General features: G+C 74.2%; 23 protein-coding genes. 11 read left to right on the top strand and 12 right to left on the bottom strand.

Annotated features, from left to right (window positions below; all coding sequences use genetic code 11):
* Positions 1 to 178 precede the first annotated feature (178 nt).
* From ABT238_RS13515 to ABT238_RS13505, 3 genes are read left to right on the top strand one after another with little or no spacing between them, the layout of a single operon-like run.
* Positions 179 to 1,270: an ABC transporter substrate-binding protein gene (locus tag ABT238_RS13515; RefSeq protein ID WP_350561076.1), complete on the top strand. Its 1,092-nt coding sequence runs from the start codon at positions 179 to 181 to the stop codon at positions 1,268 to 1,270.
* Between the two features lie 3 nt (positions 1,271 to 1,273).
* Entirely contained in the window at positions 1,274 to 2,386 is a 1,113-nt protein-coding gene (locus ABT238_RS13510; RefSeq protein WP_350561074.1) for a FecCD family ABC transporter permease, read from the top strand.
* A 17-nt stretch (positions 2,387 to 2,403) separates the two neighbouring features.
* On the top strand, positions 2,404 to 3,330 hold the full coding sequence (locus ABT238_RS13505) for an ABC transporter ATP-binding protein (protein WP_502891427.1): 927 nt from the start codon (positions 2,404 to 2,406) through the stop codon (positions 3,328 to 3,330).
* On the opposite strand, the gene ABT238_RS13500 is transcribed toward ABT238_RS13505, so the two are convergent.
* From ABT238_RS13500 to ABT238_RS13485, 4 genes are all read right to left on the bottom strand, one after another.
* The gene (locus ABT238_RS13500) at positions 3,315 to 4,349 is read right to left on the bottom strand and encodes an L-tyrosine/L-tryptophan isonitrile synthase family protein (RefSeq protein ID WP_350561070.1); all 1,035 of its coding nucleotides are present in this window, start codon (positions 4,347 to 4,349) and stop codon (positions 3,315 to 3,317) included. The genes ABT238_RS13505 and ABT238_RS13500 overlap by 16 nt on opposite strands.
* Positions 4,350 to 4,466: 117 nt before the next feature.
* Positions 4,467 to 5,828: a cytochrome P450 family protein gene (locus ABT238_RS13495; protein ID WP_350561068.1), complete on the bottom strand. Its 1,362-nt coding sequence runs from the start codon at positions 5,826 to 5,828 to the stop codon at positions 4,467 to 4,469.
* A 56-nt stretch (positions 5,829 to 5,884) separates the two neighbouring features.
* Positions 5,885 to 7,390, bottom strand: coding sequence for an MFS transporter (locus ABT238_RS13490; protein ID WP_350757376.1), 1,506 nt, complete (start codon positions 7,388 to 7,390; stop codon positions 5,885 to 5,887).
* 180 nt (positions 7,391 to 7,570) lie between these two features.
* Positions 7,571 to 8,371 carry a trypsin-like peptidase domain-containing protein gene (locus ABT238_RS13485; protein WP_350561064.1) on the bottom strand — a complete coding sequence of 267 codons (801 nt, stop codon included), beginning with the start codon at positions 8,369 to 8,371 and terminating at the stop codon, positions 7,571 to 7,573.
* Between the two features lie 288 nt (positions 8,372 to 8,659).
* Here ABT238_RS13485 and ABT238_RS13480 point away from each other — a divergent pair, with 288 nt between their 5' ends.
* On the top strand, positions 8,660 to 9,433 hold the full coding sequence (locus ABT238_RS13480) for a maleylpyruvate isomerase family mycothiol-dependent enzyme (RefSeq protein WP_350757373.1): 774 nt from the start codon (positions 8,660 to 8,662) through the stop codon (positions 9,431 to 9,433).
* Between the two features lie 561 nt (positions 9,434 to 9,994).
* Here the strand turns inward: ABT238_RS13480 and ABT238_RS13470 are convergent.
* Positions 9,995 to 10,582: a sigma-70 family RNA polymerase sigma factor gene (locus ABT238_RS13470; protein WP_350561060.1), complete on the bottom strand. Its 588-nt coding sequence runs from the start codon at positions 10,580 to 10,582 to the stop codon at positions 9,995 to 9,997.
* 55 nt (positions 10,583 to 10,637) lie between these two features.
* Here ABT238_RS13470 and ABT238_RS13465 point away from each other — a divergent pair, with 55 nt between their 5' ends.
* Positions 10,638 to 10,976: a zf-HC2 domain-containing protein gene (locus ABT238_RS13465; RefSeq protein ID WP_350757370.1), complete on the top strand. Its 339-nt coding sequence runs from the start codon at positions 10,638 to 10,640 to the stop codon at positions 10,974 to 10,976.
* 413 nt (positions 10,977 to 11,389) lie between these two features.
* Here ABT238_RS13465 and ABT238_RS13460 read toward each other — a convergent pair whose 3' ends face one another.
* Positions 11,390 to 12,280 (bottom strand): hypothetical protein, encoded by an 891-nt coding sequence (locus ABT238_RS13460; RefSeq protein WP_350757367.1) that lies wholly within the window; start codon positions 12,278 to 12,280, stop codon positions 11,390 to 11,392.
* A gap of 352 nt (positions 12,281 to 12,632) precedes the next feature.
* Here ABT238_RS13460 and ABT238_RS13455 point away from each other — a divergent pair, with 352 nt between their 5' ends.
* The gene (locus ABT238_RS13455; protein ID WP_350757362.1) at positions 12,633 to 13,946 is read left to right on the top strand and encodes a cytochrome P450; all 1,314 of its coding nucleotides are present in this window, start codon (positions 12,633 to 12,635) and stop codon (positions 13,944 to 13,946) included.
* Between the two features lie 79 nt (positions 13,947 to 14,025).
* Here ABT238_RS13455 and ABT238_RS13450 read toward each other — a convergent pair whose 3' ends face one another.
* Positions 14,026 to 14,751: an MBL fold metallo-hydrolase gene (locus ABT238_RS13450; RefSeq protein ID WP_350561052.1), complete on the bottom strand. Its 726-nt coding sequence runs from the start codon at positions 14,749 to 14,751 to the stop codon at positions 14,026 to 14,028.
* A 70-nt stretch (positions 14,752 to 14,821) separates the two neighbouring features.
* Between ABT238_RS13450 and ABT238_RS13445 the strand changes: the two genes are divergently transcribed.
* Positions 14,822 to 16,228: a CoA transferase gene (locus tag ABT238_RS13445; RefSeq protein ID WP_350757359.1), complete on the top strand. Its 1,407-nt coding sequence runs from the start codon at positions 14,822 to 14,824 to the stop codon at positions 16,226 to 16,228.
* A gap of 23 nt (positions 16,229 to 16,251) precedes the next feature.
* Here ABT238_RS13445 and ABT238_RS13440 read toward each other — a convergent pair whose 3' ends face one another.
* Positions 16,252 to 16,893 carry an HdeD family acid-resistance protein gene (locus tag ABT238_RS13440; protein ID WP_350561048.1) on the bottom strand — a complete coding sequence of 214 codons (642 nt, stop codon included), beginning with the start codon at positions 16,891 to 16,893 and terminating at the stop codon, positions 16,252 to 16,254.
* Between the two features lie 169 nt (positions 16,894 to 17,062).
* Between ABT238_RS13440 and ABT238_RS13435 the strand changes: the two genes are divergently transcribed.
* Positions 17,063 to 17,980: an NAD-binding protein gene (locus ABT238_RS13435; RefSeq protein ID WP_350561046.1), complete on the top strand. Its 918-nt coding sequence runs from the start codon at positions 17,063 to 17,065 to the stop codon at positions 17,978 to 17,980.
* A gap of 100 nt (positions 17,981 to 18,080) precedes the next feature.
* On the top strand, positions 18,081 to 18,905 hold the full coding sequence (locus ABT238_RS13430) for an APH(3'') family aminoglycoside O-phosphotransferase (RefSeq protein ID WP_350561044.1): 825 nt from the start codon (positions 18,081 to 18,083) through the stop codon (positions 18,903 to 18,905).
* 45 nt (positions 18,906 to 18,950) lie between these two features.
* Here the strand turns inward: ABT238_RS13430 and ABT238_RS13425 are convergent, their stop codons facing one another.
* Positions 18,951 to 19,799, bottom strand: a complete 849-nt coding sequence (locus tag ABT238_RS13425; RefSeq protein WP_350757355.1) for an SDR family NAD(P)-dependent oxidoreductase — start codon at positions 19,797 to 19,799, stop codon at positions 18,951 to 18,953.
* A 104-nt stretch (positions 19,800 to 19,903) separates the two neighbouring features.
* Here ABT238_RS13425 and ABT238_RS13420 point away from each other — a divergent pair, with 104 nt between their 5' ends.
* Positions 19,904 to 20,551: a CGNR zinc finger domain-containing protein gene (locus tag ABT238_RS13420; protein WP_350561040.1), complete on the top strand. Its 648-nt coding sequence runs from the start codon at positions 19,904 to 19,906 to the stop codon at positions 20,549 to 20,551.
* Positions 20,552 to 20,569: 18 nt separating this feature from the next.
* Positions 20,570 to 21,049, top strand: coding sequence for a hypothetical protein (locus tag ABT238_RS13415; protein WP_350757352.1), 480 nt, complete (start codon positions 20,570 to 20,572; stop codon positions 21,047 to 21,049).
* Between the two features lie 205 nt (positions 21,050 to 21,254).
* On the opposite strand, the gene ABT238_RS13410 is transcribed toward ABT238_RS13415, so the two are convergent.
* The 3 genes from ABT238_RS13410 to ABT238_RS13400 all read right to left on the bottom strand — a co-directional run bounded on the left by ABT238_RS13410 (position 21,255) and on the right by ABT238_RS13400 (position 23,124).
* On the bottom strand, positions 21,255 to 21,869 hold the full coding sequence (locus ABT238_RS13410) for a hypothetical protein (RefSeq protein ID WP_350561036.1): 615 nt from the start codon (positions 21,867 to 21,869) through the stop codon (positions 21,255 to 21,257).
* A 235-nt stretch (positions 21,870 to 22,104) separates the two neighbouring features.
* A complete protein-coding gene (locus ABT238_RS13405) occupies positions 22,105 to 22,293 on the bottom strand; it encodes a hypothetical protein (protein WP_350757349.1) in 189 nt (62 codons plus the stop codon).
* A gap of 162 nt (positions 22,294 to 22,455) precedes the next feature.
* The gene (locus ABT238_RS13400) at positions 22,456 to 23,124 is read right to left on the bottom strand and encodes a class I SAM-dependent DNA methyltransferase (RefSeq protein WP_350561032.1); all 669 of its coding nucleotides are present in this window, start codon (positions 23,122 to 23,124) and stop codon (positions 22,456 to 22,458) included.
* Positions 23,125 to 23,155 lie beyond the last annotated feature (31 nt).

Genomic DNA, 23,155 nt, shown 5'->3' with positions numbered 1-23,155 from the left:
CCGGGAGCGTCACCGGGAGCGGGAAAGGGCATCATTCCCTCACCCTAGCCACCCGGCCGCGCATCGTTCGGGGCCCGGAGGGGCAAAATCCCGGGAACCGCCCGGGCGCAACGGCCGACTACCTGGTCCGGGTTCACAGGACGAACCCGAGCACAACCATTGACCAGGAGAGTTTCTGATGCGCCCTCGCGTCTTCTGCGGTATCGCGGCCGCCGTCGCCCTGTTCGCCACGGCATGCTCCAGCAGTGGTGACGGGAGCGCGGACGGCGCGGGGGGTGGTGGGAGCGCCCAGGCGGGGGCCGGCGGCGCGTTCCCGGTCAAGGTGGTCGACTGCGCGGGCAAGGAGACCACCGTCCGCCAGGCACCGAAGCGGATCGTCAGCACCGACGCGGCCGGGCTGGAGATGCTGCTGCAGCTCGGCGCCGGCGACCGGCTCATCGGCACCGGGTTCCCGCCCGGGAAGGGCGCCCTGCCGGCCGCCATCGCCGAGCAGGGCGCCAAGGTGCCGGTGCTGGGCGACACGCTGATCCCCAAGGAGAAGCTGCTCGGCTCCGGCGCCGACCTCTACGTGGACACCTTCGGGCCGATGCCTGGCATGGGGGCCGCGGGCGCCGGGCCGAGCGAAGAGGAGCTCAAGGCGGCCGGCATCCAGCACGTGCTGCTGCTCTCCACGGCCTGCGCCACCGGCCCCAAGGCCGCCCAGGGCCCGCGCACCGACCTCGCCGCCGTCGAGGAGGACGTCCGCCGCCTCGGCGCGGTCACCGGGACGGCCGCCAAGGCCGAGGAACTGGTCGGTGCGATGGAGCAGCAGATCACCGAGGTCAAGAACGCCACCGCGGGCGTACCGGAGGCGCAGCGTCCCGGGTACTTCCTCTTCGACTTCGACGCCGGTACAAAGCAACCGATGGCCGTCTGCGGCAAGCAGGTCGCCAACGCGGTGATCACCCTGGCCGGCGCGCGCAACGTGTTCGCCGACTGCGACGCCGACTTCCGGCCCGTCTCCTGGGAGGACGTGGTGGCGAAGAACCCGGACTGGATCCAGCTCGCGGTGCGCAACCGCGGCAGCGAGGAGGCGACCCGCAAGGCCTTCGACGAGGCCGAGGCGTTCCTCAAGGGATTCCCGGCCACCCAGGGCCTGAAGGCCGTCCAGGAGGGGCACTTCCTGCGGATCGGCTCCGAGGTCACCACCATCGCCGGGATCCGCACCGCCGACACCGTGCGCCGGATCGCCGCGACGGTCCACCCGACGCTCGTCAAGAACGGACAGTAGGCGATGGCCCGGGCCAGCACCGTCGACGAGGCGCCCGCCGCGCTCGGGGGCGCCGACGCCCCCGAGAGGCGCGTCCGCGCCCTGCGCGCCGGACCGCTCGCCGCCGTGCTCACCGCCGCCCTGGTCCTCGCGCTGACCGCCGCCGTCTCGCTCGGCGCGGTGGACATCCCGCCCGGCGAGGTGTGGGAGGTGGTCGGCCGCCGGCTCACCGGGCAGCACCCGGCGCCCGGCACCCGGGACCTCATCGTCTGGCAACTGCGGGTACCGCGCGCCCTGCTGGCGGCCGTGGTCGGGGCGGGCCTGGGCGTGGTCGGCACCGCCGTGCAGGCCCTGGTCCGCAATCCGCTCGCCGACCCGTACCTGCTCGGCATCTCCTCCGGGGCCTCGCTCGGCGCGGTCGGCGTGATCGTGCTCGGCACCGGCCTCGGCCTGGAGCTGACCATCGGCGGCATCGCCGGGATCACCGTCTCGGTGGCCGCCTTCCTCGGCGCGCTCGCCGCGTTCTCGCTGGTGTGGCTGCTGGCCCGGCGCGGCGGCGGGTTCTCCCCCTTACGCCTGGTGCTCGCCGGCATCGGCATCGGCCAGTTCCTCACCGGCCTCACCAGCTACCTCGTGCTGCAGACCGGCGACGAGCAGCAGACCCGCGGCGTGCTGTTCTGGCTGATGGGCAGCCTGAGCGGCGCCACCTGGGGCCAGCTCGCCGTCCCCGCCGTCTCCGTGGCCCTCGGGCTGGCCCTGCTCCAGGGCCGTGCCCGGGGGCTCAACGCCATGCTGATGGGCGACGAGACGGCGGCCGGCCTCGGCATCGACGTGACCCGGCTGCGCCGCGAGATCTTCGCCGTCACCAGCGTGCTCACCGGCGTGCTGGTCGCCGTCTCCGGGGCGATCGGCTTCGTCGGGCTGATGGTCCCGCACGTGTGCCGGCTGCTGGTCGGCGGCGACCACCGCCGGCTGCTGCCGCTGTCCGCCCTCACCGGCGCCGTGCTGCTGGTGGTCGTCGACCTGATCGCCCGCACCGCGCTGGACGGCCAGGAAGTGCCCATCGGCGTGGTCACCGCCCTGCTCGGCGCCCCCACCCTCCTCTACCTGCTGGACCGACGACTGGAGCGGAATTGAGGATCGCCGTCGAAGACGTGAGCGTCGCCCTGGCCGGGCGGACCGTGGTGGCCGGCGTCCACCTGGTCGCCAAGGAGGGCGAGATCGCCGGGCTGGTCGGTCCCAACGGCAGCGGCAAGTCCAGCCTGCTGCGCACCGTGTACCGGCACCTGCGGCCGAGCGCGGGCCGGGTGCTGCTGGCCGGGCGGGAGTTGTCCGAGCTGAGCCCGGCGCAGTCCGCCCGGCACATCGGGGCGCTGCCCCAGGAGCGCGGCGGGGACTTCGAGTTGACCGTCCGCGAGGTGGTCGCGATGGGCCGCACCCCGTACAAGCGGGCGTTCGCCAGGGACGACGCCGAGGACCACCGGCTGGTCGGTGAGGCGCTGGACCGGGTCGGGATGGCGCACGCGCCGGACCGCCGGTTCGCCCAGCTCTCCGGCGGGGAGCGTCAACGGGTCCTGCTGGCACGGGCCTTGGCGCAGCAGCCGGACGTCCTGGTGCTGGACGAGCCGACCAACCACCTGGACGTGCGGCACCAGGTGGAGCTGCTCGCCCTGCTGCGCGAACAGCGGCGCACCACGCTGGTCGCGCTGCACGACCTGAACGCGGCCGCCTCGGTGTGCGACCGGCTGCACGTGCTGCACCGCGGCGCGCTGGTCGCCTCGGGGGAGCCGCGCGAGGTGCTGACCGCCGAGCTGCTCGCCGAGGTGTTCGGTGTGCGGGCGGCGGTGATCGAGCACCCGCTCACGGGTGACCCGTTGATCGCGTTCGACCACCGCTCGCCGGTCGGCGCACCGGCCCCGGAGCTGCCGCAGTCCCCGGAGTTGCCGGAGCCCTCGGAGCTGCCGGAGCCGGCGCCTGCCGGTCCGGGCGCGTCACTGGCCGGGGCGGCGGCCGTCCGGGTGTCCTCGCAACACCCGGTCGCCGCCGCCCCGGCCTCGGTCGAGTGTCAGGAGGTCTCGTAGTGGCTCGGCCGGCCGTTGCGCTCGACGAGCCGGCCGACCTTGGCGGCCTCCTCGCTGCGCAGCAGCTCCCACTCGCCGTCCTGGCGGTGGAGCACCGAGGAGTGCCACGGCGTCATCCACATGTCGGTGTGCTCCAGCAGCCGGATGCCGAACTTCAGCACGCCGACCTTCTGCGGGTGGATGGAGAGCCGGAACGAGCGGGGGTGCTGCTCGGCGATGAGGTCGCCCCAGGCGCGGCTGCGCTGGATGACGCCGTAGGCGCGCTGGCGGCAGTCGCGCTGCAGGGCGGACTTGGTGCCGGTCCAGCCGGAGGTGTCCTCGGTGAGGAAGCGGGTGATGCCGCGATAGAGCTTGGCGGTCTCCTCGTCGGTCAGCACCTGCTCGCGCAGCTCCTCCTTGGTGGGCGCGTACTTGGCGTGCACCCGGGCGCGCTTCTCGTCGAAGGGCAGGTCGCCGAGGACGGCGCGCAGGTCGAAGGTGTCGAGGTTGGTCAGGCCCTCGCGCTCGATCAGCGCGGCCAGCTCGTCGGAGTACTGGTCGATGTGGTCGTCGGGGACATGGATGAGGTCGCCGAAGATGTGGCCGTCGGAGCAGATCAGGATCTTGGCACCGGGCTCGTAGAGCTTGCCGATCTCCTCGGCGAGCCGGTTGAGGAAGGTGAGGGAGAGCCGCTCGCCCTCGTCGGGCAGGTGGCCGAGCACCTTGGCGAGGTTGGGGGACTTGCAGGGGAACCCGGGCAGGGTGAACAGGATCGGGTCACCGGCCGTGATGAAGTCCGCCAACTGCTCCATCTGGAGCGGGAAGTCGGCGGGCGTCGCGTCGACCTCGGGGTCCGAGGCGCGGCGGTGCGGGAGCAGCAGGTCGAGGATCTCGGCGGAGATCCGGGCGACGGTCTGCTGGTCGGGGGCGGTGTAACCGGTGCTGGTGTGCGCGATGGTGTGCGTGGTGGTCACGGTGCCCTCGTTGCTGTCAGCCTGAGGGGTGCTGGAGTTGTCGGTGACGGTGCCGGCGCGCGGCATGGTGGTCCTCCACGGAACGGTGAACGGGCTTCGGGCAGGCGGAGCCACGCCCCGGCGGTGGACGCCGGGACGCTGTGGTGGATGCAGGGAGAGGCGTGGTCGGCCTTTCGCAGGCGCTCAGATCCGCCGGTCGTAGGCGACCGGGAGGCTGTTCACCCCGCGGGCCAGGACGGCGGGTACCCAGGCGAGCGCGTCGATGCGCTCGTCGTCGGCGGCGGACGGGCGCAGCCCGGGCAGCCGGGTGAGCAGGGTGGCGATGGCGATCTGCAGCTCGGCCCGGGCCAGGGCGGCGCCGGGGCAGAAGTGGATGCCGTGACCGAAGGCCAGGTGGGCGTTGGGGGAGCGGTCGAAGTCCAGGACGTCGGTGTCCGGGAACTGCTCCTCGTCGCGGTTGGCGGCGCCGAGCGAGACGATCACCGAGTCGCCGGCCGGGACGGTGGTCCCGTGCAGGTCGCTGTCCTCGGCGAAGAAGCGCCAGGTGGTGAGCTCGAACGCGCCGTCGTAGCGCAGCAGTTCCTCGATCGCCCGGGTGAGCAGGCCCGGCTCGGCGGTGGGTGCGTCGGGGTCGAGGGCGGTGCGCAGCCGGTCGAGCTGCTCCGGGTGGCGCAGCAGGGTGATCAGCATGGTGGTGATCTGGTTGGTGACCGGCTCCTGGCCGGCGACCAGCAGCTGGAACACCATGGAGTCGAGCTCCTCGGGGCTCAGCACGCCGGTGTCGCAGGCGGTGACGAGCCGGCCGAGCAGGTCCACGTCGGGCCCGCTGGGATCGTAGGTGGCGCGCTTGTGCGCGACCACCTCGGCGATGTAGGTCTGCAGACCGCGCAGCCGGCCCTCGTACGCCGGTCGGCCCGGGTCCTGCGGGCCGACCGGTTGCACCACCTTGCCCCAGTCGCGGTCGAACCTGACGGCCAGCTCCTGGGGGAGGCCGATCACCTCGGCCAGCACCCGGAAGGGGTAGTGGGCCGCGAAGCCGGCCACCAGGTCGCTGCCGCCGGCCGGGGCGGTCGGCGGCAGCTCGTCGACCAGCGCGTCGGCGAGCTCCTGGATGCGCGGGCGCAGCGACTCCACCCGGCGCGGTGAGAAGGCGTCCAGGACGAGCTTGCGCATCGTGGTGTGCTTCGGCGGGTCCTGGTGCAGCAGGTGCACCTGGAGCTGGGAGTGCTGCGGCTCGGGCATGATCGAGGCGAGCCGGCGCCAGCCTTCGTTGCCGAGCTCGTGGTTCTTGCCGAGCCGGGGGTCGTTGAGCGCCTCGTGCGCGGCCTTGTAGCCGGTGACCAGCCAGGCGCCGACGCCGCTCGGGAAGGTCACCCGGTGGACGGGGCCCGCCGCCCGCATCCGCCGGTACAGCGGGTAGGGGTCGCTCTTGTACTCCTGGCCGAACAGCGGTACGGGGTCGGGGAGTTCGTCGTAGCCGAACGGGCAGCGGGGCCCGTCGGGCGTCTCGCCCGCCGCGGTCGGGTCGTGGACGGTGTCGGTCATTGCGGTTGTTCCTCCGGTATGGATCTGCCGTGTGCAGTCGGGTGAGTGACGGTGCATCACGTCCGGCTGCTGATCGTCCGGTCGGTCTCGGCGGTGCTCTCGGTGCTTGCGGTGCTCAGGGAGCCGTCGGAGGGCCCGGGGCCTTTGGCGCCCTTGGTGGGGCTGGTGCTGTTGTTGCGGTTGGTGCTTTTGGTGCGGTGGTGCAGGGTCAGCAGGGCCACGGCGGTCGCCGCGGCGACCGTGGCGAGGGTGAGACCGGCCCGCACGCCGGCGATCTCGGTGGTGCCGTACAGGGTGGCGGCGGTGCCCAGCGCGGGGCCGAGCGCGAAGCCGAGGCTGCGGGACAGCTGGACGGCCGAGCCGGCGGTGGCGAGCTGGTCCGGCGGGGCCGAGGTCATCACCAGGGCCTGGACCGGGCCGCCGTTGAGGCCCATGCCGACGCCCGCCACGGCGAGCCGCCAGGCGATGTCGGGCGAGGTCCAGTCGGTGTCCACCGGGATGAGCAGCAGCATGCCGAGGGCGGTCACGGCGGCGCCGGTGAGCGCCGTCGGGCGGGCGCCCCAGCGGTCCGCGAGCCGCCCGCCGAAGCGGCCGGCCACCACCATGCCGAGCGGGAACGCCAGCATGGTGAGCGCCGTGGTGGTGGCGCTCACCCCGTCCTCCCGGCGCAGGTACTGGGCGAGCAGGAAGTGGTTGGCGGCGAAGCCGGCGGCGAGGGCCAGCACCGAGCCGTTCACGGGGGCGGTGCCGGAGGCGCGCATGACGGTGGCGACCGGGCGCCCGCCGGGGCGGCGCAGCCAGAACAGCACCAGCGGCACGGAGGGCAGCGCGAGCAGCAGCCAGAGCGGCGCGTCGGGCGCGAGGGTGAGGCCGAGCAGCACGGCGGCGACGGCCGAGCCGATCAGCGCGGCGTCGGCGAGCGAGCCACGGTCGGGCATGCGCAGTCGGCCGCCGCCGCGCGGGGCGTCGCGGCGGGCGATCAGCCAGGCGGCCAGGCAGATCGGCAGCTTGACCAGGAAGATCGCCCGCCAGCCGACGTGGTCCAGCAGCAGGCCGCCGATCACCGGGCCGAGGACGGCGCCCAGCGGGCCCAGGGTGGCGGGCACGCTCATCGCCCGTCCGCGCAGTTCCGGGCGGACGGCGGTGGCGGCGAGGACCGGCATGAGGACGAACAGCACGGCGCCGAAGGCGCCCTGGGCGAGGCGGGCGGCGATCAGCCAGCTCGCCCAGGGGGCGGCGGCGGCCAGCGCGCTGCAGAGCGCGAAGCAGGCGACGGACAGCAACAGGGCGGCGCGCAGGCCGACTTGGTCCAGCCACCGCCCGGCGGGCAGCAGGAGGGCGACCAGGGGGAGCTGGTAGCCGAGCACGGCCCACTGGGCGGTGGTGGGGGAGACGTCGAGGGCGTTCGCGATGTCCGTGAGCGCGAGGTTCACGACGTTCATGTCGAGCATCGCGACGAAGGAGATCAGGCCGGCGGCGAAGACCAGGCTCCACCGGTCCACCGCCGCCCCGGCCGGCCTGTCACCCGGTGTGCTGGTGGCGGGCGACTGCTGCGTTGCCATGGGTCATCCTCCGTTCCCCCGTGCCGTCCGGACACCACCTCGGCGGCGGCGTCCGGTACAGCAGTCGGAGGCACCTCGGCGCGAGTTCCGAACAGGTGGGGGATTTTTACGGGTTGGCCGGATCATGACGGCGTTGGCCGATCTTGAGCCCGGGGGCCCGCCGGAGGACTCCGGAGCGGATCAGGTCGCGAGGTGGAAGCCGGCGCCGACCCCGCCGACGGTGTTCATCTCGTCGATGATGCTCAGGATCGGCGAACTGTGCTGGGCGCCGAACGCGTTGCCGACCAGCGTCTGGCCGTCCACGACGGGGGAGCCGGAGTCGCCGGAGTTGGTGAAGACGAGGTGGGTGAACCAGATTCCGTTGGTGCCGAGCTTGATGCCGCAGGTGAGGCCGGTCCGGTGGCCCTGCTTGCACATCCGGGTCCCGTTGGCGGGCGGCGCCCCGATCGACGTGATGGTCACCGAGCCCACGGTGTCGGTGGGGGCGACCCGGCTCTCGTCCAGCTTGATCACCGCGTAGTCCAGGCCCTTGGGCCCGGTGCTGAGCAGGTTGTTGGGCGTACTGACGTACGTCACCGTGCCGATGGCCCCCGTCTCCAGGTCGGGGCGGCTGGCGTTGACGTCGGCCGGGGCGAGGGCCGTCCCCGCCGGCGAGGTGTCCCGGTAGATCTGTTCGCCGACGAGCTTGTTGCCCTGCGCGTCGATGAGGCAGTGGGCGTTGGTCAGGCCCACCAGGTTGCCCGCTGCGTCGCGGCCGACCGCGGTGAGGGTACAGAGGTACCAGCTCGTGGGGGCCTCCGGCGTCGGCTTCAGCCGGAAGATGATCCCCGTGCCGCCCCCGACGGGCGTGAGCGCCCGCGTGCCCGCGGCGGGGGCCTGAGCGGGGTCCTGAGCGGGGACGGCGCCCGCGGACGGAGCCGCGGTGAGGGACATGACCGCGAGGAGGACGGTCAGGCCGAGGGCGCGTAACGGACGCATCATGTGATCGCTTCCTTTGTGGGAACGGGCGGTTGACCGCAGGAGGGCCACGGACCCGGTCGACCGCCACGGCGACGAGAACTGTTCGAGTCTCCATCACTCGGATGCCGGGAACACCGGCGAAAACAGGTCGGTCCCCGAGGGGCGTCAGGTCGGGAGCTGCCGGAGGCTGGCTGCACAGGGGTCTCCGACCATGACGGGGACCGCCGGGCCCGGCGCCGCCCGGCCGCCGACGCGTTCGTCCGACAAATTCGCTACCCGGCGGTCGGAGCGCCGTGGTACACAACCGGCGTGCAAAAAATCTTGGAGTTCCCCGAGGTCCTGCGGCTGATCGAAGACCGCTCGGCCGCGTTCCGCGCCGCGATCGCGTCCGCCCCCGACCTTGACGTCCAGGTCCCGAGCTGTCCGGACTGGACGCTGCGCGAACTGGCGCAGCACCTCGGCGACGGCCGCCGCCGCCAGGCCGCCATCGTCGCGGCGGGCCCGGGCGCCGAGCCCCCGGCGAGGACGGACCCGAAGGGCGCGCCGACCGCGCCCCGCGACCGCGAAGCCCTGGACGCCTGGCTCGCCGAGTCGACCGGGCTCATGCTCGACGCGCTGCGCGAGGCCGGCCCGGACCGCGGCTGCTGGACCTGGTGGGGCCGCTCGCAGGCCCCGGAGACCAGCGGAGCCGTGGCCCGGCACCAGATCCAGGAGATCGCCGTCCACACCTACGACGTCCAGCTCACCCAGGGCGCCGCGCAGCCGCTGCCGACGGACGTCGCGGTCGAGGGCGTCGACGAGTTCCTGACGACCGTCTCGGCGACGTCCGTCCCGTGGCCGTTCAAGCCGGCGACCATCGACCTGCACGCGACCGAGGGCCGCTCCTGGCGCCTGACCCTCAACGCCGACGGCGTCCACTGCGACGACCTCGCCGCCGACGCGGAGCCGGGCGACATGGTGATGCGAGGCGCGGCGGGCGAACTGGTCCTCTACTTCTACGCGCGCACCCCGCTCGACGGCCTGGAGACCTCCGGCGACACCGAGCCGATGGAGCGGCTCGCGGACTGGGACCCGAACGCGTAGAACGCGCACGTGTGACGCATCCGTCGGTGGTGCGCGCGCTCCCGCGGGCGTCACTGGGGCCGGGGTTGCGGACGTCGCGCGGCGGGTGCGGATGGCTGGGAGCGGCCTCGTGGATCAAGCGGCGAGTCGGTGGCGGTCGAAGTCGCCGTTGGCGAGCGGGTCGCGGAGTCTTGGGTCGGCTTCGGCGCCGGCCGGTGACCATCGGGCTCCGGTGATGTCCAGGGGGTCGCCGATCGGGTGGCGGCAGGCGCCCGCGCACGAGGCCCGTGGCGATCGGCCGTCCTGCGGCCACGGCGGTGTCGCGGCCCGGGCGGCCGTTCTTGTTCCTGAGGCAGCCGACGGTCTCGGGGATCTTCCTGCGGTTTTCGGCGCCCCTGTGTCGGCCGGCGGCGACGGACCTGCCGCGCGGTGGGCGACCCGCACGGAACTCCCTCTCGACTGACAGCTGACGGATAACAGCTGACAGATGACAGATTCTGAAATCTGTCATCCGTCAGCTGTCAGTCGGCCGGTGTCCTGGGGTGCTGTCGCGGGCCGCCGGTCCGTCGGCCCGCCGCCGGGTCAGCCGACGGCCGCCAGTTCGGCGGGCGGGACCGGGACCGGGTCGCCGGCCTCGGCCGCCCGCAGCCGGGCTATCAGTTCCTCGCGCGCCCGGGCCACCCGGGAGCGGACGGTGCCGACCGGGCAGCCGGCCACCTCGGCGGCCTCGGCGTAACTCAGTCCGACGACCTGGGTGAGCACGAAGGCCTCGCGCCGCTGGGCGGGCACCCGGTCCAGCAGGTCGCCGAGCGCCACGCCGTCCTCGAAGCCCGCGGTGGGCACGGTGCCCTGCCGCTCGGCGGCCTCCTGCCAGTCCGGCAGAGCGGCGCAGCGCGGCCGGGCGGCGGCGGTGCGGTAGCGGTCGATGACGGTCCGCCGGGCGATGGACAGCAGCCAGGTGCGGGCGGAGGACCGCCCGGCGAACCCGGGAAGGCTGCGCAGGGCCCGCAGGAAGGTCTCCTGGGCGAGGTCGTCGGCGGACTGCACATCGGTGAGGTGGGCGACGAACCGCCACACGTCCCGCTGGGTGGCCCGGACGAAGGCCTCGACGTCGGCGGGCCGGCCCTCGCGGGCGGCCAGGGCGAGCGCGGTCAGCTGCTCGTCATCCACGACGGCCCCCCACCCGCTCGCTACCACCTCGGAGGTGGTACGGGACGATGGTCATATGAGATGCGCGCAACTCCGTACCGCTCTGTCCGCCCGCCTCGACGGCGAACCGGCCGGTGTGCCGGGCCACCGGCTGGACGGTCATGTCGCGCGGTGCGCGGCCTGCCGGGAGTGGCTGGAGCGGGCGGAGCGGCTGCGCGGCCCGCTGCTCGCGGAGGGAGCCGAGGAGCCGTCGGCGGACTGGACCGCCAGGCTCCTCGCGCGCCTCGGCGCGGAAGAGCGTGACACGGAAGAGCGTGGCGCGGGTCAGGCCGGCGCGGAGGGACGCGGCGCGGTCGGTGAGGGTGGAGCCGGAGGAGGCCGTCCCGGGCAGGGGGACGACGGGCGGACGCGGTAGGACGGTGGCGCCGGGCGTGGCCGGTGCGCCGTCGAAGTCAGGCATGAAGAGGTCCTGAGAGGAAGACGGGGTGCGGTGCCGCTGCGGGCGGCACCGCCGGCGTCGGTGGGCGGTCGCGCGACCCCGGCTCGGCCCCGGCCGGCGGAGCGGCGGGTACGGGTCGGCGCGCGCGGGCCCGGACCCCGGCGACGGCAGCGGACTCCGCCGGTACCCGGCACCCCGGCCCCGGCGCACCGGCCGGCCGTGGCGTCCCACGGCCGACCCGGCGGCAGGCGCGAGGCGGCGGTGGAGCACGGTCGGTCGGCGGACACCGGGGGGACGGGCGGCGGTACCCGGCGGCGCGGCTGCGGCGCGGGGCGACCTGCCCACCGCGCGGCGGACACCGGTGGTGTCCGGGAACGGCGGCGGGCGCGTCAGTGGGCGAACGCGGCCGGGGGAGGCCCGCGGCGGGCCAGGGCGTGCGAGAGCAGTACCGACCGCGGCAGCCGGGCCCGGTGGCCGACGGGTCTGGGGCCGTCCGGCGGCCGGTAGCCGGCCGGGCGGCCGAACAGCACGAGCAGCGGCGTCAGCAGCGCGCCCGCCAGCACCGCGCCCAGCGCGCCGAGCAGTTCGAACAGCCGCACCAGCGCCGTCTCGCCGCGCCAGAGCAGCAGCGCGCAGGCCAGCGCGGCGAGCACATGGGCGGCGATCATGCCGGTCGACATGCCGTGCGCGGCCATGTCGTGGCCGCCCATGCCGCCCGTACCGCTCATGCCGTTCATCCCGTGCCCGGCCATCCCGGACGCGGAGGCGGCCGTCGAGCCCGAGCCCGGCACCGGCGCGCCCGCGGCGGAGGAGAGATCCGGGGTGGCCGCCGCCGCGCCGTGCGCGTGGGCGTGCACGGGGAGGGTGGCCGCCATGCCGGACGGCGGGACGTCCGGGTCCAGACCGGCCATCAGCGCCAGGTCGTCCGAGGACAGCCCGGGCGGCGTCGCCTCCGGGTTGCACAGCAGCAGCGAGGCCCAGTCCGTCCGCGGCGTGCTGGTGAGGCCGCCGCCGAACAGCGAGCCCGCCTGTTCGAAGGTCAGGTGCAGCGCCGTCTGCGCGGCCACCATCCAGCAGCTGATCACCGTGAGCCCCCGCCGCTGGCCGGCCAGCAGCCAGGTGACGCCGAGGGTGAGACCGAACGCGCCCGCCAGGACCGGGGCCGAGACCCCGGAACCGGCCATGGCGACGTGCGCCGTGGCGGCCAGCGCCACGCAGAGCGCGGCGAAGACCACGGCGCGCAGCGAGCGGATCCGGTCGGTCATCACGATGACACTCATCGTCGCACCCGCCCCCGAAGACCTGTACCGCACCCTCCGGTATTGGCCGGTTCCGCCCCCGTCCGCGCATGTCGGTCGCCTCCGGGGCGGCCCGTCCGGGCAAGCCGTTCGGGCGCCCCCGCCGCCCGGGACGGGTGGGGGCGGTGATGAGAGAGGTGACGGTGGGGTGGCCGGATCCCGACGGTGAGTGAGGCCGCCTGGGCGGAGCGTGCCGGATCGGTCCCGGAAGATGCGCTCTTCATACCGTCATATCGGTTTGACACCTCCGTACTGATGCGTACTGAATGTGACGCCCCTGGATGTGACGTCGCGCACACGGGCACCGACGGCGACAGACGACAGGAGACCCGGCATGGACACCACCGCACCCGAGGCCGCCCCCGGCGAGGCCCCCGCCACCCCGGCGCCCGCCACCCCGGCGCCCGCCGCCCCAGGGCCCACCACCCCGGCGCCCGCCGCCGACCTCGCCGATCCGGCGTTCTGGCGGCTGCCCGACCGGGCCCGCGCCGCCGCCTTCGCCGAACTGCGCCGCCTGCCCGCCCCGGCCCGCTTCGGTGAGGCCCCGGGCTTCCACGCCCTCGTCCGGCACGCCGACGTCGTCGAGGCCAGCCGCAACCCCGCCGTCTTCCTCAGCGGACCCGGCGTCACCACCCCCGAACCCGCCCGCTGGGTCCGCCTGCTGTTCGGCGACTCGATGGTGAACCTGGACGACCCCCGGCACGCCCAGCTGCGCCGCATCGTCTCCCGCGCCTTCACCCCGCGCCTCGTCTCCCGGGTCGAGGACGACATCCGCCTGGTCGCCGCCGACCTGGTCGACCGGGTGGAACGCGAGCGACCCGCCGACTTCGTCAACGCGGTGGCCGCCGAGCTCCCCTTCCGGGTGATCTGCAACATGATGGGCATCCCGGAGGAGCCCCGGCGCGCCATCCTCCACCAGGTCGACCACGCCTCCGAGCACACCGGCGTCCAGCGCCCGCTGCGCCAGCGGCTGCGGATGCCCGGCCGCGGCCTGCGCGCCCTGGCCCGGATGCAGGGCATGGTGGCCGACCTCGGACGCGAACGCCGCCGCCGGCCCACCGACGACCTGATCTCCGCGCTGGTCACCGCCGACGTCGACGGCCGCCGCCTCACCGGCCGCGAACTCGGCGCCTTCTTCTCCCTGCTGCTCGTCGCCGGCGTCGAGACCACCCGCAACGCCCTCGCGCACGGCCTCCACCTGCTCACCGCGCACCCCGAGCAGCGCGCGCTGCTCCTCGGCGACCTCGACGGGAACCTCGGCGGCGCGGTCGACGAGATCGTCCGGCACTCCACGCCGATCATCCAGTTCCGCCGCACCCTGGCCGTCGACCACCGGCTCGGCGGCCCCGACGGCCCGCTGCTGCGGGCGGGCGAGAAGGCGGTGCTCTACTACGGCTCCGCCAACCGCGACGAGACGGTCTTCCCCGACCCCGAGGCCTTCGACATCACCCGCAGCCCCAACCCCCACCTCGGCTTCGGCGGCGGCGGGCCGCACTACTGCCTCGGCGCGCACCTCGCCCGCCAGGAGATGAAGGTGCTCTACCGCGAGCTGTTCACCCGGCTCCCCGAGACCCGCTCGGTCGGCGAGCCGGAGTTCGTCCCGTCCAGCTTCGACCACCGGATCCGCTCGCTCCGCTTCACCTTCTGAACACACGTTCTGAACGCCTCTCCCGAGCGCCCCCTCCGAACGCCTCTCCCGAACGCCTCTCCCGAGCGCCCTGCGGGCCTCACACCGGCCCGGCCGGCTCCCAGACCGCGTGGTCGTGCGCGAACAGCACCCGGCGCGGGCCGAACGCCGTCAACCGGTCCAGCCAGGCCGGGTACCCGGGCAGCGGCGCGCCGACCGCGCCCTCCCGGGCCGCCCGCCGCGCCAGCACCGCCGCGCCGTACCCGGACGCGGTGTCGAACGCCTGCCCCGCCAGCACCGTGCAGCCGTCAGGACCGGCCACCACCAGCGACTGGTGCCCGGCGGTGTGCCCGGGCGTCGGCACCACCCGCACACCCGGCCACACCTCCGCCTCCCCGTCCAGCTCCCGGTAGCGGACGCCCGCGAAGTCCACCAGCGCGTCGATCGTGTACCCGCCCGCCGCGGCCGCCGCCCGCTCCGCCGCCTGCGTCCACACCGGCACCCCGGCCAGCAGCGGATTGCCGCCGCAGTGGTCGAAGTGCAGATGGCAGTTGACGACCACGTCGACGTCGCCCGGTGCCACCCCCGCCGCCGCCAGCGCCGCCGTCAGCGGACGCCGCACCGGGCGGTAGTGCGCGTCCGCCTCCGGATCGCCCTCGCCGAGGCCGGTGTCGAACAGCAGCAGCCCCTCCGGCCGGCGCACCAGGTACGCCAGCACCGCCTCCACCCGGGGCTCCGGAGTGCCCGCCTCCTCGGCGGGGCGGACGAAGTAGCCGAGGTCGAGGCGCCGGATCCCGGGCGCCGGGACGGGACGGGGCGGGGCCATGCCGGTCCTCCTGAGGGTCGCGGTGGTGGACGTCACTGCGCCTACCCACCACGCGGAGCACAATGCCGACATGACCGACCGTTCGCTCCCCGCACCGCCCGGCCCCGGCACCCCGCCGCCCACCGCCGACGGCCCCACCGCCGACGCCTGGCACGCCCTCGGCGGGCCCTCCGCCCTGCTGGAGCGGGTCTCCTTCCACGGCCCCGACGCGGTGCTGCCCTCCCGGCTGCCGGTGCGGCGGCTGGCCCGGGCCACCGTCGCCGCCTGCTCCCTGGCCGCCGCCGAACTCGCCGCGCTGCGCTGCGCCGGCCCCGTCCCGCGGGTGCGGATCGACCAGGGCGCCGTCGCCACGGCCTTCGTCAGCGAACGCCACCTGCGGATCGACGGCCGCGCCCCGGTCTCCTTCGCCCCGCTCTCCGGCTTCTGGCCGACCGCCGACGGCTGGCTGCGCACCCACGCCAACTACCCCCACCACCGCGACCGGCTGCTCACCGCCCTCGGCCTGCCCGACGACTCCGGGCCCGAGCGGCTCGCCGCCGTCCTGCGCGAACGGCCGGCCGCCGCCGTCCAGGAGCGCGCGTACGCGGCGGGGGCGCTCGCCGTCGCGGTCGCGCCCGTCCGGGACACCCGGCTGCCGCTGGTCGAGGCCCGCGTCCTCGACGAGGCCGCGCCCCGGCCGCTCGCCCCCGCCGACCTGCCCGCCGCCGGGATCCGCGTGCTCGACCTCACCCGGGTGATCGCCGGCCCCGTCGCCACCCGCACCCTCGCCCTGCTCGGCGCCGACGTGCTGCGCGTCGACTCGCCGCGCCTGCCCGAGGCCGACGACGCCCACGCCGACACCGGCTTCGGCAAGCGCTCCGCGCGCCTCGACCTCGCCCGGAGCACCGACCGGGCCGCCTTCGAGGACCTGCTCGCCACCGCCGACGCCGTCGTCACCGCCTACCGCCCCGGCGCGCTGGACGCGTACGGCCTGGCCCCCGAGGCCCTGCTCGCCCGCCGGCCGGGCCTGATCGCCGTCCAGCTGAACGCCTGGGGCTGGACCGGCCCCTGGGCCGACCGGCGCGGCTTCGACAGCCTGGTCCAGGCGGGCGTCGGCATCGCCGCCACCGAGGCCGGCGGCGACGGCCGCCCCGGCGCCCTGCCCGCCCAGGCCCTCGACCACGGCACCGGCTACCTGATCGCGGCCGGCGTGCTGCGCGCCCTCACCGAGCAGCGCACCGGCCGCCCCGGCGGGCGCCACCTGCGCTACTCCCTGGCCGGCACCGCCTCCTGGCTGCTGCACGGCATCGCCCCCACCGCCGACCCGCACGTCCTGCCCAGCGACGAGCCCTACGACCCCGCCCGGTGGCTCACCGAGACCGACACGCCCTACGGGCGGCTGCGGCACGCGCTGCCGCCCGTCGGGTACGCGGGCGCCCCGGCCGACTGGGCGCGGCCGCCGGGGCGCTGGGGCACGGACGAGCCGCTCTGGCGCTGAGCGCCCCCGATCCCCTCGGGGCCTCAGACTCCCGAGGGGATCCGCTTCGCCGTGCTGCGCACCTGGAAGGCCGTGACGATCTCGATCAGCCCCAGGATCACCAGCCAGCAGCCGGCCAGCACGGTCAGCGCGGTGATCGAACCGGCCGGCCAGACCATCAGCAGCACACCGGCCAGCGTGTTCGCCACACCGGCGAACGCCTGCCAGCCGCGGGCCGGCATGGTCTCGTCGGAGATGGCGGCGGCGAGCTGCGTGATGCCCCGGAACAGCCAGCCGATGCCGATCCAGATCGCCAGCAGGAGCACCGACTGCGCCGCGCTGCGGAAGCACAGCAGGCCGAGCAGCACGCAGATCGCGCCGCTGACGAACGCCAGCACCCGCATCGCGGTGGTGGCGTGCGTGCCGAACGCGGCGACCAGCTGCACGACGCCGATGACCAGCAGGTAGACGCCGAACAGCACGCCGACCACCAGCAGCGTCTCCTCCGGCCAGGCGAACACGACGATCCCGAGGCCGAGCGAGACGAGTCCGGCGACCAGCAGGACCTGCCAGGCGGCCTTGGCGAGCAGCCCGAGCGGGCCCCGGACCGGGGTGCCGTCGGGGGTGATGATCGGGGAGACCACGGTGGCGTCCTCCAGGGAGTCGGGGCGGCGGGCGTTCCTCACGATGGACGCGCCCGCCCCGGGCCGCCCGCCGGATACACCCGTTCGGGCGACCACCCGGGTTCCCCGGGTTTCCCGGGCATCCCGCCCCCGGGTTTCCCCCGGGACGGTTTCCCCGCAGGACGCCTGCACGTCATGTACGGATCACCCGGCGCCCATAGGATCCACCGATATGACTTCTGAAGGGTGGGGGACCCCTCCGGTCGAGCCGATCAGCCAGCACTACATCGTCTGCGGCGGCAACGCGCTCGCCCACCGCCTGGCCCACGAACTCGTCGAGCACTACGACGTCCCGGTCGTCGTCCTCGTCCCGGACCGCCTCCGCGACCACGCGCCCCGGATCGAACAACTGGCGGGCGTCGCCGCCGTCGTCGAGTACGGCAGCGTCACCGTGGAGGCCCTGCGCGCCGCCCGGGTGGAGACCGACCGCGGGATCGCCTTCGTCGACGGCAACGACCAGGAGAACATCCACGCCGCGCTCTTCGCCCAGGGCCACAACCCCGGCATCCGCATCGTCCTGCGGATGTTCAACCAGCGGCTCGGCGCCAACATCGAACGCCTGCTCAGGAACGGCACCGCGCTGTCCGGCTCCGCCACCGCCGCGCCCGCCTTCGCGGACGCCGCGCTGTCGCGCCCCAACTCCGTCCAGGTCGGCGACCGCTTCCTGCACATCGCCTACGACGACGACATCCAGTCCGACCGGCTGTGCGTCGTCGCCGACCGGATCGACCGCCAGGACCTCGGCCGGATCCGGCTGCTGCCCGAGCAGGAGGGCGACTCCGCCTCCTTCGTCCGGCTGGCCAGCGAGTTCGGCGACGACGGGCCGATCCGCTCCGGCGCCGAGGCCCGCCGCGCCGCCGGGACGGCGGGGCCGGGCGGGGCGGCGGGGGCAGCCGGGCCGGACGGCGACGGCGAGCCCGGCGCGCGGGGCGGCGGCCTCGACGCCCCGGCAGCCCTCGGGCATCCTCGCCGACACCGGTACCACCGTGCTCACCACGGCGGCGATCAGCGGCACCCTGCTGATCCTCGGCGGCGCCACCGTCGCCCTCACCCGCCGCCGTCGCCACCACGGCTGACGACACCAACGTGACCGGTGGGGTGGTCGCGGCATCCCGCCGCGACCGCCCCACCGGCGTCCGACGAGAAGACCGGTGCCGGGCCGGGACATCGACCTGGCTAGAGTTGTCGCCATGGACGATCGCTCCGAATGCGGATCCGGGTCCGTTTCGCCGGCGCTGTTCGGCATCGGCGGCGCGTGGCGGCCTGTCACCACCGGCGAGTCGGGCGCCTTCGTCTACCGCAGTGCCGACGCCGGCAGGTTCGCCAAGTGCGTACCCGCCGACGGCGCGGCCGACCTGACGGCCGAGCGAGATCGGATCGTCTGGCTGGACGGCCAGGGCGTACCCGGTCCGCGCGTGCTCGACTGGTCCGACGGCGAGGCGGGCGCCTGCCTGGTCACCAGTGCCGTCCGTGGCACACCCGCCGATCAGGTGTCGCCCGAGGACCTGCGCGGCGCCTGGAACCGCATCGCGGACGCGGTCCTCCGACTGCACGAAGTCCCCGTTCGGACATGCCCGTTCCGCCGGAACCTGGACGCCATGGTGGCCCGGGCGCGGGACGTGGTGGCCCGTGACGCGGTGAACCCGGAGTTCCTCCCCGACGAGCAGCAGCACACGCCGCCCACGCAACTGCTGGCCGACGTCACCCGGGAGGTCCCCCGACGGCTGCACCAGGAGGCCGCCGACACGGTCGTCTGCCACGGGGACCTCTGCCTGCCCAACATCGTGCTCGATCCACGGACCCTGGACGTGTCCGGCTTCGTCGACCTGGGCCGCCTCGGGCAGGCCGACCGCTACGCCGACCTGGCGCTGCTCCTGGCCAACGCCCGGGAGACCTGGGCGGACGAGGTTCAAGCACGGGCGGCGGACGCGGCGTTCGCCGACAGGTACGGCATCGCCCTGGACCACGACCGCCTGAGCTTCTACCTCCGTCTGGACCCGCTCACCTGGGGCTGACCCGGCCGTGCCCGCCAGCGCTCGTGCCCCCGGCGGGAGTCGCGGCTACCTGTCGACGGCGTCGGTCACCCGCTTCCAGCCGTCCAGGTCCGCGGTGCGTGCCTCCAGCGCGGTGCGCATGCCCGTGGCGCCGGCGGTGCCGAGGGCCAGGCGCAGCGGAGGGTTCGGGCTGTCGACGGCGGTCCGGATGCCTTCGGCGATCCGCGCCGCGGAGGAGAACGCGGATGCCGGCAGCGCTCCGATGCCCTTCTGGACCTCGCGGACGGTCCGGTCATAGTCGGCCAGGCCGTCCGCGACTTCGAGGTTGGCCAGGAAGGGGGTCGCCGTCATCCCGGGCTGGATGATCGTGACCTTGATGCCGAGCGGCGCGACCTCGGCCACCAGCGCGTCCGACAGGCCCTCGACCGCGTGCTTGGTCGCGGCCAGCAGCCCCACGCCGGGATGGGCGGACTGCCCGTAGACGGACGAGCCCTGGAGGACGTGCCCGGATCGCTGGGCGCGGAGCACCGGCAACGTCGCGCGGAGCACGTTGAGGACTCCGAAGACGTTGGTGTCGAACACGGCGCGGACCTGCGCGTCGGAGGCCTCCTCGACGGCTCCGAACAGTCCGTAGCCGGCGTTGTTGGCCACCACGTCGATGCGGCCGAACCGTGCGAGCGAGCGCTCGACCGCCTCCCGGACGGCCTGCTCGTCGCGGACGTCCGCCCGGACGGTCAGCAGGCGCTCGCCGTGTTCTTCGGCCAGATCGTGCAGGGGGGCGGTGTCGCGGGCGAGCGCTGCGACGGCCTCGCCGCTCCGGAGCGCCTGGAGCGTCAGTTCGCGGCCGATGCCGGACGTCGCGCCGGTGATCAGCCAGGTACGGGGGTGGGTCTGCTGGTTGGATGTTCCGTTCATGTTGCGACCGTAGTGAGTTAGAGCGCAACGGGTCAAGGCTGGCAGTGCTTCTGGTTGCCTGTTAGGCGGATTAGTGCCTCGTCCCACTGCTGTAGGGTGAGGGCATGAGCAGTGCGGCAGCCGGATCCCCCAGACTCAGCCCGCGCACCGTGACGCCGGCGGTGGAGACCGTGCTCGCGTTCGTGAACACGCGCGAGGACGGGGCCGGTCGGCGGGAGCTGTTCGGGGACGGCGACTCGTTCGCGGCCTGGCTGGCGGAGCGCGACGAGTTCGGCAGGCCCGGTGAATCCGGCGAGTCCGGCGAGTCCGGCGGCGAGGCCCTGGCGACCGACGCCGATGCCGCGGCCGCGCGCGAGTTGCGCGACGCCCTGGTGACCGTGCTGCTCGCGCACGCGGGCGACGAGGAGGCCCTGGGTGAGCCGCTGCAGCGCGCCGAGCGGCACCTGCGGCGCGCGGGTTCGCTCTACCCGCTGGCGACGGTGGTCACGGCCGGTGGTGTCGAACTGGCCTCGCCGCAGGCGGGGGTGGAGCGGGTGTTCGGAACCGTGCTGGCCGCGGTGACGACCTTCGCCCGGAGCGGCGACTGGGGGCGGATCAAGGCGTGCCGGAACCCCCCGTGCCATTTCGGCTTCTTCGACCGCACCCGCAACGGGGGAGGGCTGTACTGCAGTCCCGGCTGCGGCTCCCAGGTGTCCATGCGCAACTACCGCCGGCGACAGCGCCAGGAGGCCCGGACACCGCCCCAGGTGTGAGGACGGCAGGAGGCACCGTTGCGGGACTTCATCGCCGGAGAGCCCTGCGCCGACGCGGTGATCCCCTTCGGCGCCCCCATCGGCCTGCCCCGGTTCGTACACCACCTCCGCGGGCACCACGCCTCGAAGGAAGCTCCGGGCGACTGGGACTTCGACGTGTACACCGACGCGCGTGACCTCCGCGAGAGCGTCGTACTGTTCCGCAGCCGGCGCGAGGTCTGGTTCCAGGTCAACCGCGGCCCCGTGGTGGCCGGCCGGTCCCGGCTGCTTCCCCGGACCCGCGGCCGACTGGTGACCGGCCGCCTGCACGGCAACCGGTTCGGGAGGAACACCCAACTGCACGCGGGAACCGTGATGTTCCCCGACCGCCTCACCGCTGTCGAGGGCACCTCGGCCGAGGCCAGGGCGTACCGCCGCTACGTGGCCGGGCTGCGCGACCCCCTTCCCTCGCGGACGGCCCGGCCGGCCCGCGCCGAACTCTTCGGGCCCACGGCTTGACCTGCGGCGATCAGCGACACCCCGCAGCGCCGTGCTGTGCGGGCAACAGGACTCCCTTGAAGGAGAGTTGGCGGCCGGGATGCCCCTGCCCCGAGGCGCGGGGCGGGGGCACTTCGGTGTCCGGTTGTGTGGCTGTCGGGGGCTTTCGAGTCACGCGGGGAGCACTCCGCCCCGTCGATCGCCCACAGCGGGCCGCTCCTTCGGGTTAGGCAGGGGTCTTCCTGATGTCGGCGTGGACCACCTTGAAGCCACCCTTGATCACGGTCGTGAACGGCGCCGGGGCCATGCAGGTTCCGGTCCGCGGCATCACGAGTTCCCCGTTCTGGTCGACGTTCTGGGGGTCGACGTTCACCACGCCCCAGGAGAAGCCCAGGCGGTCCGGCTCGCCCTTCTCGCCCTGCTGGACGCTGACGCCGAGCCGGGTGCCGATCTCCTCCACGTTCGACTTCGTCACGACGGCGGTCAGTGTCGCCGTCCTGCCACTGGTGACCAGGCAGTCCACCTCGGCGCGCGCCCATCCCGTGGTTCCGTCGGGAGAAGTGTGGGAGAACTCCAGGGTGCCCCAGGCGTCCGTGGACAGCCCGCGGGGGGCGTTGGGGGGCAACGGCCGGGTGAACGGCTTCTGTTCGGCGTGGACGGTGAAGCGGATGTCGTGGTCGGGCGACTCGATGTAGAAGATGCCTGCTGATCCGTGAACACTCGCGGTCTTCGCCGGCTGCTTGTCCGCGGATGCCGGCGGGGTTGTGGGGGCGGGCCCGGCGGCGGCCGTTGCGGCCAGGAGGGCGACGACGACCGAAGCGCCCGTGGCGATCTTGAGCATGGGGAACTCCCTTGTGTTGTCGATGATTTGTCAGTGCTGCGGAGCGGATGCCTAGAGTCTCGTCCCTGGCGGACCGGTGAATCATGTGCCGATCGGCAGGGAATTGCGCCCGCTCTCCGGCCCGCATGTGCCGTTCGGCATACGGCTGTGCCGTATCGCACACCCGCCCGTCGACCGGCGGGGCGGGGCGGGGCGGGAACGGGGTCGGAGCCGGGTCCGATCGGTGTCCCGGTGCTCAGCCGGCAGTGCTCCGGGCCGAGCGGATCAGCAGCAGCGCGGGGACCGGGCCGAGCAGAAGCGGCGTGGGCTGCAGGATCACCGACCCCGTCAGGCACCACACGGCGAGGCCCCAGCCGACGGACCGCGGCACCGCGACGCCCTGGTGACCGGCCCGGTCTTCACCACGCTCTACCTCCAGCACCACAGTCCGGACGGACTCGCCGCACGACTGGGCCGGCTCATCGCCGCCGCGCTGATCTCCGAGCCGGCTCCCCGCCGGCCCCGAGGGGGCGGCGGGAAGCGGATGCGGTGTGGTGGTCGTGGTGGCCGGTCACGACCACCACACCGGCCTTCTCGGGGGTGCCTGTCAGGCCCCCGCTGTCCTGCCCGTGACGATCAGGGTGCCGATGTGCCCTTCGGTCGGGGCGTCGAGGACCGCGGCCTGCACCGACTCGAACCCGCTCCGCTGGAGCAGGCCGACCCACCTGCGGGGCGTGTAGGAGTAGCGGTACGTGTACAGCGCCCTCCCGGCGAAGCCACCCTTGTACATGCCCTGCGGGCCGTAGGCGCCGGGGATGGCAGGAGGCTGCGAGAAGGCCAGGACACCGCCGGGGTTCAGGCGGGACGCGATGAGGGGGAGCAGCTTCAACGGATCCGTGAACCAGACCGCTCCGAACACCGAGTAGACCGCGTCCCACGTCTCGTCGGTGCCGCCCAGGTAGTCGAGGACCTCGGCACAGTGGACCCGGACGCCGGACGGCCCCCAGCGTTCAGCCACCCTCTTGGCCATCACGGGCGAGAGATCCACCCCGGTGACCTCCACCCCCTGCCCGGCCAGCGCGGCCAACGCACGGCCGGTGCCGCACCCGATCTCCAGAGCACTGCCCGGCGCCCCGAGCACCTCCGGACCGGGCCCGTGATCGGCGTACTGGGTCCAGCGGAAGACCGGTCCGGTATCGAACACGTCGTCCTTGATACCAGCCGCGTACGTGTCCCAGAGTTCACGCTCGGATTCGATGTCGTGCTGTGCAGGCAACGGACTTCCCTTCGGTGAGCAGCCGTCCCAC

The sequence above is a fragment of the Kitasatospora sp. NPDC001527 genome (genome assembly GCF_040298605.1).
In the GTDB taxonomy this organism is placed as follows: Bacteria; Actinomycetota; Actinomycetes; order Streptomycetales; family Streptomycetaceae; genus Kitasatospora.
The sequence above is the reverse complement of the archived record's forward strand: the minus strand, read 5'-3'. Positions and strand labels throughout refer to the sequence as shown.

Bases quoted from the DNA above. Each gene is read 5' to 3' on its own strand.
- ABT238_RS13430 (WP_350561044.1), top strand. From the start codon at position 18,081: ATGGACGATCGCTCCGAATGCGGATCCGGGTCCGTTTCGCCGGCGCTG.
- ABT238_RS13515 (WP_350561076.1), top strand. From the start codon at position 179: ATGCGCCCTCGCGTCTTCTGCGGTATCGCGGCCGCCGTCGCCCTGTTC.
- ABT238_RS13500 (WP_350561070.1), bottom strand. From the start codon at position 4,349: ATGCCGCGCGCCGGCACCGTCACCGACAACTCCAGCACCCCTCAGGCT.
- ABT238_RS13410 (WP_350561036.1), bottom strand. From the start codon at position 21,869: ATGCTCAAGATCGCCACGGGCGCTTCGGTCGTCGTCGCCCTCCTGGCC.
- ABT238_RS13485 (WP_350561064.1), bottom strand. From the start codon at position 8,371: ATGATGCGTCCGTTACGCGCCCTCGGCCTGACCGTCCTCCTCGCGGTC.
- ABT238_RS13445 (WP_350757359.1), top strand. From the start codon at position 14,822: ATGACCGACCGTTCGCTCCCCGCACCGCCCGGCCCCGGCACCCCGCCG.
- ABT238_RS13495 (WP_350561068.1), bottom strand. From the start codon at position 5,828: ATGACCGACACCGTCCACGACCCGACCGCGGCGGGCGAGACGCCCGAC.
- ABT238_RS13420 (WP_350561040.1), top strand. From the start codon at position 19,904: ATGAGCAGTGCGGCAGCCGGATCCCCCAGACTCAGCCCGCGCACCGTG.
- ABT238_RS13425 (WP_350757355.1), bottom strand. From the start codon at position 19,799: ATGAACGGAACATCCAACCAGCAGACCCACCCCCGTACCTGGCTGATC.
- ABT238_RS13465 (WP_350757370.1), top strand. From the start codon at position 10,638: ATGAGATGCGCGCAACTCCGTACCGCTCTGTCCGCCCGCCTCGACGGC.
- ABT238_RS13455 (WP_350757362.1), top strand. From the start codon at position 12,633: ATGGACACCACCGCACCCGAGGCCGCCCCCGGCGAGGCCCCCGCCACC.
- ABT238_RS13510 (WP_350561074.1), top strand. From the start codon at position 1,274: ATGGCCCGGGCCAGCACCGTCGACGAGGCGCCCGCCGCGCTCGGGGGC.
- ABT238_RS13460 (WP_350757367.1), bottom strand. From the start codon at position 12,280: ATGAGTGTCATCGTGATGACCGACCGGATCCGCTCGCTGCGCGCCGTG.
- ABT238_RS13490 (WP_350757376.1), bottom strand. From the start codon at position 7,390: ATGGCAACGCAGCAGTCGCCCGCCACCAGCACACCGGGTGACAGGCCG.
- ABT238_RS13450 (WP_350561052.1), bottom strand. From the start codon at position 14,751: ATGGCCCCGCCCCGTCCCGTCCCGGCGCCCGGGATCCGGCGCCTCGAC.
- ABT238_RS13435 (WP_350561046.1), top strand. From the start codon at position 17,063: ATGACTTCTGAAGGGTGGGGGACCCCTCCGGTCGAGCCGATCAGCCAG.